9 protein-coding genes are annotated in these 11,073 nt (G+C 71.8%); 4 read left to right on the top strand and 5 right to left on the bottom strand.

The window, feature by feature from the left end; all coding sequences use genetic code 11:
• Nucleotides 1–251: 251 nt before the first annotated feature.
• Entirely contained in the window at nt 252–1,850 is a 1,599-nt protein-coding gene (gene serA / locus OHQ87_RS17880; RefSeq protein ID WP_328339270.1) for a phosphoglycerate dehydrogenase, read from the top strand.
• A gap of 170 nt (nt 1,851–2,020) precedes the next feature.
• Here the strand turns inward: serA and OHQ87_RS17875 are convergent, their stop codons facing one another.
• Together OHQ87_RS17875 and OHQ87_RS17870 are read right to left on the bottom strand one after the other, a co-directional pair.
• Nucleotides 2,021–2,377, bottom strand: coding sequence for a hypothetical protein (locus tag OHQ87_RS17875; RefSeq protein WP_328339268.1), 357 nt, complete (start codon nt 2,375–2,377; stop codon nt 2,021–2,023).
• 355 nt (nt 2,378–2,732) lie between these two features.
• Nucleotides 2,733–3,608, bottom strand: a complete 876-nt coding sequence (locus tag OHQ87_RS17870; RefSeq protein WP_328339266.1) for an FAD:protein FMN transferase — start codon at nt 3,606–3,608, stop codon at nt 2,733–2,735.
• Nucleotides 3,609–3,830: 222 nt separating this feature from the next.
• On the opposite strand from OHQ87_RS17870, the gene OHQ87_RS17865 reads away from it, so the two are divergent.
• Nucleotides 3,831–4,862: a 3-isopropylmalate dehydrogenase gene (locus tag OHQ87_RS17865; RefSeq protein WP_328339264.1), complete on the top strand. Its 1,032-nt coding sequence runs from the start codon at nt 3,831–3,833 to the stop codon at nt 4,860–4,862.
• Nucleotides 4,863–4,968: 106 nt separating this feature from the next.
• Nucleotides 4,969–6,066, top strand: a complete 1,098-nt coding sequence (locus tag OHQ87_RS17860; RefSeq protein WP_328339262.1) for a branched-chain amino acid aminotransferase — start codon at nt 4,969–4,971, stop codon at nt 6,064–6,066.
• Nucleotides 6,067–7,203: 1,137 nt separating this feature from the next.
• Here OHQ87_RS17860 and OHQ87_RS17855 read toward each other — a convergent pair.
• Complete coding sequence (locus tag OHQ87_RS17855; RefSeq protein ID WP_328339260.1) at nt 7,204–7,962, bottom strand: tyrosine-protein phosphatase; 759 nt, start codon at nt 7,960–7,962, stop codon at nt 7,204–7,206.
• A 212-nt stretch (nt 7,963–8,174) separates the two neighbouring features.
• A complete protein-coding gene (locus OHQ87_RS17850) occupies nt 8,175–8,633 on the bottom strand; it encodes a PRC-barrel domain-containing protein (protein WP_442930501.1) in 459 nt (152 codons plus the stop codon).
• 287 nt (nt 8,634–8,920) lie between these two features.
• Here OHQ87_RS17850 and cimA point away from each other — a divergent pair, with 287 nt between their 5' ends.
• A complete protein-coding gene (gene cimA, locus OHQ87_RS17845; protein ID WP_328339259.1) occupies nt 8,921–10,504 on the top strand; it encodes a citramalate synthase in 1,584 nt (527 codons plus the stop codon).
• Here the strand turns inward: cimA and OHQ87_RS17840 are convergent.
• Nucleotides 10,473–10,823, bottom strand: a complete 351-nt coding sequence (locus OHQ87_RS17840) for a hypothetical protein (protein ID WP_442930500.1) — start codon at nt 10,821–10,823, stop codon at nt 10,473–10,475. The two genes, cimA and OHQ87_RS17840, sit on opposite strands and share 32 nt — an antisense overlap.
• Nucleotides 10,824–11,073: the final 250 nt, after the last annotated feature.

Below are 11,073 nucleotides of genomic sequence, written 5' to 3'. Positions count from 1 at the left end.
CGATGCCTCATCGGGCCGATCGGCCCGTTGCCGCGCGCTCCCGGGCCGGATGAACGGCGGATGACAGGCGTGCGACAACGCTGTGTGAGGGCCCTCACCCCTCAGTCCGGGACATGCTGGCCTGGGTGGCCCCTACGATCCTTGGTGAGGTGCGTGACCGGCACCTGACGGCCACTGGCCCGGATCGGCGCAGGGCGCATCGCGGCGCCCGGTCGCCCCGGCCCAACCTAATACGACGTCTACGAGGACCGATGAATCCTGTCGTACTGATCGCCGAAGAACTCGCCCCCGCCGCCATCGAGGTGCTCGCGCACGACTTCGACGTACGCCACGTCGACGGCACCGACCGCCCGGCCCTGCTCTCCGCGCTGGCGGAGGCCGACGCGGTGATCGTGCGCAGTGCCACGCAGATCGACGCCGAGGCGATCTCCGCCGCGCCGCGCCTGAAGGTGGTCGCCCGGGCCGGCGTCGGGCTGGACAACGTCGAGGTCCCGGCCGCCACGGCGCGGGGGGTCATGGTCGTCAACGCCCCCACCTCCAACATCGTCTCCGCCGCCGAGCAGGCCGTCGCGCTGCTGCTCGCCGTCGCGCGGAACACCGCAAGCGCCAGCGCCGCGCTCAAGGCCGGCGAGTGGAAGCGGTCCAAGTACACCGGCGTCGAGTTGCAGGGCAAGACCGTCGGCGTGGTCGGCCTCGGCCGGATCGGCGTGCTGTTCGCGCAGCGCATCGCCGCCTTCGGCACCCGGCTGATCGCGTACGACCCCTACATCCAGCCGGCCCGCGCCGCCCAGCTCGGCGTCCGCCTGGTGGGCCTGGAGGAGTTGCTGCGGGAGGCCGACTTCATCTCCATCCACCTGCCGAAGACCCCGGAGACGGTCGGCCTGATCGGCGAGAAGGAGCTGGCGATCGTCAAGCCGGGCGTCCGGATCGTCAACGCCGCCCGGGGCGGCCTGGTCGACGAGCAGGCGCTGGCCGACGCGATCGCCGAGGGGCGGGTCGCCGGTGCCGGCGTCGACGTGTACGCCAAGGAGCCGTGCACCTCGTCGCCGCTGTTCGCCTTCGACAACGTGGTGGCCACCCCGCACCTGGGCGCCTCCACCCACGAGGCGCAGGACAAGGCCGGTCTGGCCGTCGCCAAGAGCGTCAAGCTGGCGTTGCAGGGCGAGTTCGTGCCGGACGCGGTGAACGTGCAGGCCGGCGGCGTCGTCGCCGAGGACGTCCGGCCGCTGCTGCCGCTGACCGAGAAGCTGGGCCGGGCGTTCACCGCCGTTGCCGGCGGGGTGGCCGCCAGCGTCACCGTCGAGGTGCGCGGCGAGATCGTCAACCACGACGTGTCGGTGCTCAAGCTCGCCGCCACCAAGGGGCTGTTCAGCTCGGTGGTCGAGGAGCAGGTCACCTACGTCAACGCGCCGCACCTGGCCGCCGAGCGGGGCGTCGAGGTGGCCCTGGTGACCCAGGCCGAGACGGTCGACCACCCGAACCTGGTCACCGTGCGGGGCGCGCTGCCCGACGGCCGTACCGTCAGCGTCTCCGGCACGGTCGCCCACACCGGTGCCCGCGACGTCCTCAAGCTGACCGAGGTGGACGGTTTCGACGTGGAGATCGGCGCGGAGGGCATCCTGCTCTTCCTGCGCTACGCCGACCGGCCGGGCGTGGTCGGCACCGTCGGCACGCTGCTCGGCGAGGCCGGCATCAACATCGCCGCCATGCAGGTGGCCCGCCGCGAGGCCGGCGGCGAGACCCTGATGACCCTCACCGTCGACCAGGCGCTCGGGGCGGACCTGCTCACCTCGGCGGCCGACTCGATCGGCGCGACCGCCGCCAGCGCGGCGGACCTGCGCGACGAGTAGTCCCACCGGCACAGCCTCGGAAGGGCCCGGCCGTCACGGTCGGGCCCTTCCGTCGTCCACACCCGACGGGGAGCGGACGCGGGTCGTCGTCCGGCCGCGCGGGAACGTCGGGTGGCGGCCGGGTGGCGCCGGGATGCCAGGTCGCGGCCGGGTGGCGCGGGTACGTCGGGTCAGCGGGCGACGCGGGACGGCGGTGGGTAGACCGAGCCGTCCTGGGGGTCGAAGAGCATCAGGTCGTACTCGCCGGCCAGCCGCTCGATGTCCAACAGCACCTGGTCCTCGCAGGTCGGGACGAGGTTCAGGGCCACGTGGTCGGCGGCCGCGTGCAGCGGCGAGACCTCCCACGGGGTGCCCTGATGGGAGGGACGGTCGGGATAGGAGGCGGTGATGGCCCGGTAGAAGCCGACCACCCGGGGGTCCGGATACCGCTCGCCGTGCTGCCCTTCGCGGCACCGCTGCACCGCCGTCCGGACGTCCTCCGGCGTGGCCCCGTCGTGGAGGGCCCACACGCTCAGATCGAAACTCACGGCGGACAGCGTGCCATCATGCGTTCACCCGGGCGACACTGACCCGCCGTGGTTCCCGCAGGTGGTGGGAGCGTCCGAAGAATACCGTCCGCTGTGGAGCCCCTTGCGTCGAGTTGCGTCGATTCGCTACGGTACCGGTGCGGTCACCGGAAAGTTGTGGCGGCGACCCGTCTTCGGGTGACGGGGTCGAACGCCGCACGACCGGCCCGCACCCCTCGAATGCGCGAGCCACGCGCACTCGTCGTCGACCGGCCCCCACGGTCGTTGCCGAGACCGTGGGGGCCGATCGCCGGCCCGTCGACCGCGCCACCCCGTGGACCCCCTCCACAGGTCGGCCGACGCGCCACGGCACCGCTCAGCGGCGCCGGTGGGCGAAGAGAGCCTGATAGGCCGAGTCGGTGCGGAACCACGACAGCCCCACCGGACCGGCCGCGTACAGCGCGGTCGCGTAGGCGTCGGCCACCGCCAGGTCCGGTCCGACGACGGTCGCGGCGACCAGCTGCCCGGCCGGTTCCCCGGTGTGCGGGTCGACCACGTGTCCCCGCCGGCCACTCACCCCGGAGGTGCCGACCGCGCCGGCCGTCATCTCCAGCACCAGCGGGGTGCGCCGGCCGTCGGTGGGGTGGTGCACCGCCACCCGCCACGGGCCGCCGTGCGCGGCGTGTCCGCGTACCGTCAGGTCGGCGCCGGAGAGCACCGCGTAGTCGGTGATGCCGGCGGCCCGCAGCCGGGTCGCGGCCCGCTCCACCGCCCAACCGTTGAGCAGGCCGCCGGGGTCGAAACCGCCGGGGACGGCCCAGGCGTCGAACCAACCGTCGGTGGCGGCCCGCATGGCCGCGCAGCGGTCGACCAGGTCGGTCAGCGGCGGGTACGACTCGGGGCTGATCTCGCCGCGCCGTAACCGGGAGACCAGGCTCTCCGGCCGGTTCGGCCCGTACGTGAGGTCGATGGCCCGCAGTTCGGCGACGGCGTCGCGCAGCGCGTCGCCGACCACCCGTCGGCCCAGTTGCTCGGGGGCGTTGAGCAGGAGCGAGTATTCGGCGGTGCCGGTCCGGACGGAGTGCTGCACGGCGATCCGGCCGCCGGGCGGGTCACCGACGCGGTCGAGGCGGTGGCTGTGCGTGCCGAGGCGCAGGTCGGGACGGCGTCGGGAGAACGCCCCCTGGTCCACCCAACGGGTGCGCGGTTGTTCGTCCAGTCGGCCTGGTCCCCGCTGCTGCTCGGTCCGCATTACACTGCTCCTTCACCGACGGTGCCGCGGCGTCGCGGCTGGTCCGTCCCGGGCCCCACGACCCGTCGATGAGGTTGACCTTAGGCAGTGGAGATGACCGCACCATGAATGCTGCCTGGGAGCCTGCTGAGGATCTGCACGTCTCAGATCATGGAAGGGCCGTACCGGAAGTCGGGACGGCGACGTACCGTTCACGGCAACGGACGAGGTGAGGGAGCGCTGGTGGCACGGATCGCGGTGGTGGCCGGGGACGGGATCGGACCAGAGGTGGTCGCGCAGGCCCTCAAGGTCCTCGACGCCGTGCTCCCCGGGGTCGAGGCCACGGAGTACGACCTCGGCGCGGCGCGGTACCACCGCACCGGTGAGGTGCTGCCCGACTCGGTGCTGACCGAGCTGGCCGGTCACGACGCGATCCTGCTCGGCGCGGTCGGCGACCCGACCGTGCCGCCCGGCGTGCTGGAGCGCGGCCTGCTGCTGAAGCTCCGCTTCGCCTTCGACCAGTACGTCAACCTGCGGCCGTCCCGCCTCTGGCCGGGGGTGGCCGGTCCGCTGGCCAACGTCAAGCCGGGCGAGGTCGACCTGGTCGTCGTCCGGGAGGGCACCGAGGGTCTCTACGCCGGTGCCGGCGGCAGCCTGCACCGGGACACCCCGGCCGAAGTGGCCACGGAGGAGAGCCTGAACACCCGGCACGGGGTGGAGCGGGTCATCCGGGACGCGTTCGCCCGTGCCGGTCGCCGGGAACGCCGCAAGGTCACCCTGGTGCACAAGACCAACGTGCTGACCCACGCCGGCTCGTTGTGGGCGCGCGCGTTCGCGGCCGTCGCCGCCGAGCACCCCGACGTCGACACCGAGTACCAGCACGTCGACGCCGCCGCCATGTTCCTGGTCACCCAGCCCCAGCGGTACGACGTGGTGGTCACCGACAACCTGTTCGGTGACATCCTCACCGACATCGCTGCCGCGGTGACCGGGGGAATCGGTCTGGCGGCCAGCGGCTGCATCAACCCCGCCGGGGCGTACCCGTCGATGTTCGAGCCGGTGCACGGCTCGGCGCCGGACATCGCCGGCAAGGGGGTCGCCGACCCGGTGGCCGCCGTGCTCTCCGCCGCGCTCCTGCTCGACCAGCTCGGTCACGCCGATGCCGCCGCCCGGGTGACCGGTGCGGTCGCCGCCGAGCTGGCCGCCCGTACGTCGGGCGTGGCGTTGCGGACCGACGAGGTGGGGGATCGGCTCGCCGCACACGCGGCGGCCTGATCCACCCGGGTGGAGCTATCCACTGAACGACCGTTCGGGGTAGGTTTCTGGCACCAGTTCGGCGCGTGGCCCCCACACGCCGTCAACTCCCAGGGAGGTCAGCGCGATGAGCGGTGGTGACATGCTCGATTTCGAGATCCGTCCGAATCCCGCGCCGGTATCCGCCGCCGAGCGGGCCGTCGTGCTGGCCAACCCGGGTTTCGGCCAGGTCTTCACCGACCACATGGTGACCATCCGCTACTCCGACGGCAAAGGCTGGTACGACCCCCGGGTCGAGGCCCGCGCGCCGATCCCGATGGACCCGGCGAGCGCCGTCCTGCACTACGCGCAGGAGATCTTCGAGGGGTTGAAGGCGTACCGGACGGCCGACGGGTCGGTCACCATGTTCCGGCCGGAGGCCAACGCGGCCCGGTTCATCACCTCCGCCCGGCGGCTGGCCATGCCGGAGTTGCCGGCGGAGCTGTTCGTCGAGTCGTTGCGCAGGCTGGTCGAGATCGACCGGGACTGGATCCCCGAGGGTGCTGACGCCAGCCTCTACCTGCGGCCCTTCATGTTCGCCAGCGAGGTCTTCCTCGGGGTCCGCCCGGCCAAGGAATACCTCTACTGCGTCATCGCCTCGCCCGCCGGCGCGTACTTCGCCGGTGGGGTCAAGCCGGTCACGGTCTGGGTTTCCCCGGACTACACCCGGGCAGCCCCCGGCGGTACGGGCGCGGCCAAGTGCGGCGGCAACTACGCCGCGTCGCTCTCCGCGCAGGCGGAGGCGATCGAGGCCGACTGCGACCAGGTGGTCTTCCTGGACGCGGTGGAGCGCCGCTACGTCGAGGAGTTGGGCGGCATGAACGTCTTCTTCGTCTACGACGACAACACCGTGGTCACCCCGCCGCTGAACGGCACGATCCTGCCCGGCATCACCCGGGACGCGCTGCTCTCCCTGGCCACCGCCGCCGGGCACCAGGTGGTCGAACGCCCGATCAGCTTCGCCGAGTGGCAGGCCGACGCGGAGAGTGGCCGCCTGCGCGAGGTCTTCGCCTGTGGCACCGCCGCCGTCATCACCCCGATCGCCCGGGTACGTTTCCCCGACGGCGAGTTCGTGATCGGCGGTGGCGAGGCGGGACGGTCCACCACCGCGCTGCGGGAGCAGTTGGTGGCGATCCAGCGTGGCGCGGCCCCCGACCCGCACGGCTGGGTACAGCGCGTCCTCTGATCCGTCGTCGGTGGTGTCCGGGCACCGGTGCTGTCCGGACACCTGTGGTGCTCGGGCGTCTGTGGTGCTCGGGCGTCTGTGGTGCTCGGGCGGCTTTGGTGCTCGTGCGTCCCTGGTGTCCGGACACTGGTAGGTGGTTCGCGACCACGCCCCGCGTCGGCCCCTGCTGACCTCTGATGGTGCTGACCCTGCTAGCCGCCCCACTGCTGCCGTGGCTTGCCTCTGCTCGTCTTGAGCCCTGCTTGCCTGAGCCCTGCTTGTGTTGCGCCCTGGGCATGCTGAGCGCTGCTCGGCCGGTGTTGCCCCGCCTGGCTGCTGCTGCGGTAGGTAGGTAGGTAGGTTCGCGTCCTTTAGAGCTGATGACGTAGACGAATCACGGTGCCGCCGACAGACATGCGGCTCGCCGGCAGCGGCCGACCCTGCCGGGATTGATCACCCCGGCTATCCGGGCCGGGCATGGTGGCGGGTCTACAGCGGGTGGTTAGAGCCCTGCCTGCCGGCCCTCACCTTGGTCATGCCGGTCGTCTCGGTCATGCCTGTCGGCTCGGCTGCCTCGGTGGTGCCGGTCGTCTGGTGGTGTTGGTTGGTTCGGTGGTGCCGGTGGTGCCGGTCGTCTGGTGGTGTTGGTTGGTTCGGTGGTGCCGGTCGTGCCGGCTGTCTCGTGGTGCCGGTTGGTTTGTGGTGCGGGTTGGTTCGGTGCCGGTGGTGCCGGTTGTTTCGGTCGTGCCTGTCGTCTCGGTCGTGCCGGCGATGCTGGGCGTGCCTGGTCTCGGGTGTGTTCCCTACCGGTCATGCGTGCGTGTTGACGGACGGTCAGTAGGTCGGGCCGTGGTGGTGGTGATCCGTTTACGTCATCAGCTCTAAAGGACACACCGAGGGATCTGATACCTGGGGCGTCGGGCCCCTACGCGCCGGTTGGGCCGGGCATCTGCGACCGATGACCTTGACCATGGATCGCCGACCCCCAACCGCGAGGCCCCCACCGCCCGCGACCGCCCGCCCGCGACCGCCCGCCCCGCCCGCCCGCCCGCCCCGCCCGCCCCCACCGCCCGCCCGCACCGCCCGACCCGCCCGCACCGCCCGACCGCACCGCCCGACCGCACCGCCCTCCCGAGCCAGCTGTTGGTGTGGGTGCGGCTACTGCGTTCGGTCGGGCTGCTCCAGCAGGTGGTCGCGGAGGGCGGCGAGTTGGGCGTCGGTGACTCCGGCGTGCCGCAGGTAGTCCTCGATCGAACCGTGCCGCCGGCGCAGTTCGGTGAGGAAGAGCGACATCGCCTCGGCGGGGGAGCCCAGGAACGGCGCGGGCGGCTTCTGGGCGTCCGGCATGGCCTCCGCCAACCAGGCGCTGAACCGTTGGGATGCCTCGGTGCTCAGCGCGTAGTCCTCGGCGATCCGGTCGTCGTCGACGCCGAGCACCGACAGGGTCAGTGCACAGACGATGCCGGTGCGGTCCTTGCCCGCGACGCAGTGCACCAGGACGGGAGCGTTGGCGCTGTCGGCGATCAGGCCGACCGCCTCGGCCAGCCCGGCGGTGCCGGTGTCGGCGAGGTCGACGTACCGGTCGGCGAGGTAGCGGGCCAGGCTGGAGTCCGGCTCGTACATCCGCAGCGCCCAGTCGGCGTGCTCGGGGTGGATGTGCCGGTAGGCGAGTCCGTCCACGTCGGGCACCCGGCCGTCCCGGGCCACCTCGTCCGGGCGGCGCAGGTCGATCACGGTACGGATGCCGAGGGCGGTGAAGGCCTCCCGGTCGTTGCCGTCGATCCGGTGCGGGGAGTCCGATCGGTAGAGCCGGCCCCAGCGGACGGTACGACCGTCGTGGCCGGGATAGCCGCCGACGTCGCGGAAGTTGAACATCGCGGAGAACGGGATGCGGCGACTGTCCTCGGTGGGGTTCATCCGGACACGGTAACGGTCGGCGGGGCGTGTGCGCGCCCCCACCGACCGTGCCCATCGACCGTGCTGGCTGACCGTGCCCCATCGACCGTGCCGTCCGACGAGCGTGCCGATCAACGGGCGTGCCGTTCGACGGGCGTGCCGATCAACGGGCGTGCCGTTCGACGGGCGTGCCGCCGGCCGACGGCTGTGCCGTCCGAGCGGCAGCCGGGTGGCTACCGTGCGGTGCCCGGGGGCAGGTTGCCGTAGGTGTCGTCGTAGTAGCCGCCCAGCTTGTCCCGGTACGCCGAGTCGCTGTGACTGGTCTCGTCGTACTCGGGAGCGGCCTTGATCTGGTCCCTGGTGCGGTCGACGTGGACCTTCCGGTCGTCGTGGTCGACCTGGGCGACCGTGCCGGCCGGGAGCATCACCTTCTTGCCGAAGATCCACGGCCCGGTGTCGACGACGAGGTAGCTGCCGCCGACCTCGTGGCTCGCGTCGTCGATCTTGCCGATGCCGCCGTCGGTGGCCTCGACCTTGTAGCCGACCAGGTCGGCGTCGGCGACCCCGGCCTCGTCCCGGTAACTCCACGGGCTGAACGCCCCGGCGGGTGCGCCACCGGGGATCGCGCCCTGGCCGTCGTCGACCATCGGGTCGGTGGTGCCGTGCGTGGCGTGCGGGTCGAGCCTGTTCATGGGAACTCCTGCCTCGACTGTGGTAGTCGTTATCGGAGAAAAGCGCTTGGTGTCCGCATCCGGGGGTACCCGGTGGTGCCGCCGCGCACACCCCGTCCCGAGATGTGGATTTTGCCTCCCAAAACCGGGACGGGGTGGCAGAGTGACGACCGTGACCAGCTCAGCCCGCATTATTCGCAGCTAGCGCGCCGGCCCTCCCCACTGCCGAGCGCGCAGACCTCCCGCATCCGCGGGGGGTCTTTTTGTTGCCCCCGCAAGGTCCGACGGTCCGAAGGAAGGGACTCGCGATGACGTTCCAGGTCTACGACACCACGCTGCGCGACGGCGCCCAGCGCGAGGGGCTCAGCTACTCGGTGGTGGACAAGCTCGCGGTGGCCCGGCTGCTCGACGAGTTCGGGGTCGGCTTCGTCGAGGGCGGGTGGCCCGGTGCGGTGCCGAAGGACACCGAGTTCTTCCGTCGGGCGCGAACCGAGCTGGATCTGCGGCACGCCCTGCTTGTCGCCTTCGGCGCGACCCGTAAGGCCGGGGTGGCCGTCGCCGACGACCCGCAGGTGCGCGCGCTGCTCGACGCGCAGACCCCGGTCGTCGCCCTGGTCGCCAAGGCCGACATCCGGCACGTCGAACGCGCGCTGCGCACCACCGGCGCGGAGAACCTGGCGATGGTCCACGACACCGTGGCCCACCTGGTCGCCGAGGGGCGGCGGGTCTTCGTCGACGGCGAGCACTTCTTCGACGGGTACCGGCACGATCCCGCGTACACCGCCTCGGTGGTCCAGACCGCGCTCGCCGCGGGGGCCGAACGGTTCGTGCTCTGCGACACCAACGGCGGGATGCTGCCGTCCCAGATCACCGCCGCCATCACCGATCTGACCGCGCGGACCGGGATCGCCCCGGAGCTGTTCGGCATGCACGCCCAGAACGACACGGCCTGCGCGGTGGCCAACACGATCGCGGCCGTCGAGGCCGGGGTCCGGCACGTCCAGGGCACCGCCAACGGGTACGGCGAGCGTCCCGGCAACGCCGACCTCTTCGCCGTCGTGGCCAACCTCCAACTCAAGCTCGGGCTGCCCGTCCTACCCGACGGCTGCCTGGAACAGATGGTGCGGGTCTCGCACGCCATCGCCGAGATCGCCAACATCGCCCCCGACACCCACCAGGCCTACGCCGGGGCCGCCGCCTTCGCCCACAAGGCGGGGTTGCACGCGAGCGCGATCAAGGTCGACCCGTTGCTCTACAACCACGTGGACCCGTCGGTGGTGGGCAACGACATGCGGATCCTGGTGACCGAGATGGCCGGCCGGGCCAGCATCGAGCTGAAGAGCCGCGAGCTGGGTCTTGACCTGGCCGGCCATCCGGACGCCGTGTCGAAGGTGACCGCCCGGGTCAAGGAGCTGGAGGCGGGCGGTTGGTCGTTCGAGGCCGCCGACGCCTCGTTCGAGCTGCTGGTCCGCTCCGAGCTGCCGGGCGCCGCCCCGGTGCGGCCGTTCGCGCTGGAGTCGTACCGGGTGCTTGTCGAGCACCGGGAGGACGGTGCGGTGGTCTCCGAGGCCACCGTGAAGATCCGGGTACGCGGTGAGCGGGTGATCGCCACCGCCGAGGGCAACGGCCCGGTCAACGCCCTCGACGAGGCGCTGCGGGTCGGGATGTCCAAGCACTACCCCGAGTTGCGCGGCTTCGAGTTGGCCGACTACAAGGTGCGCATCCTGGAGGGCACCCACGGCACGGGCGCGGTGACCCGGGTGCTGGTGGAGACCGCCGACGGCACCGGCCGGGACTGGACCACCGTGGGAGTGCACCCCAACGTGGTCGAAGCCTCCTGGCACGCCCTGGTCGACGCCCTCACCTACGGCCTCGACCACGCGCGGGTCTGACCAGCAGCCCCGCCCCCGGCCCCCGGGCTGCCGGCTGTCCGGCGGGCAGCGCGCGGGGTGCCACCGCCCCGACCAGGGCCAGCGCCGCCACCGTCGCGACCACCGCCGGCCACCGGCGTCGCAGGGCGAGGGTCAGGGTCAGCGCCAGCAGGCTCCACCCCGCCACGTACGGGGTGCAGGCGAGCGCCTGCACCAGCGGGCCCTGGTCCAGCCCGGCGAGGCGGACCACCGCCCAGACGAGACCGGGTGCCACCGCCAGCCAGCAGGCCAGGGTGGCGGCGGGACGTCGGGTGGTGGACGGCGCCGAGGTCAGGAGCACGGCGGCCAGCCTAGTGGCCGATGCCGTTCCGCAGGGCCTCGGAGCCAATTCATGAATGGGTGAGAGTTCATCTTTCGCAATTTCCAACATCATTTTGAAGATGGCAAAACGGATTGGCCCGCTATTGACGCTCCGCTTTTGTTGGTGTTACGTTCCTCCTCGTTGAGGTGCCGCAACAGAGCGTAGTAATCCCAGCTCAGACCGGTTGGAGCTGTTGCTCGTTCAACATTTCCGGCGCGGGTGGAGTTCT

The organism is Micromonospora sp. NBC_00421 (assembly GCF_036017915.1).
GTDB lineage: Bacteria > Actinomycetota > Actinomycetes > Mycobacteriales > Micromonosporaceae > Micromonospora.
This window is presented reverse-complemented; position numbering and strand designations above follow the sequence as displayed.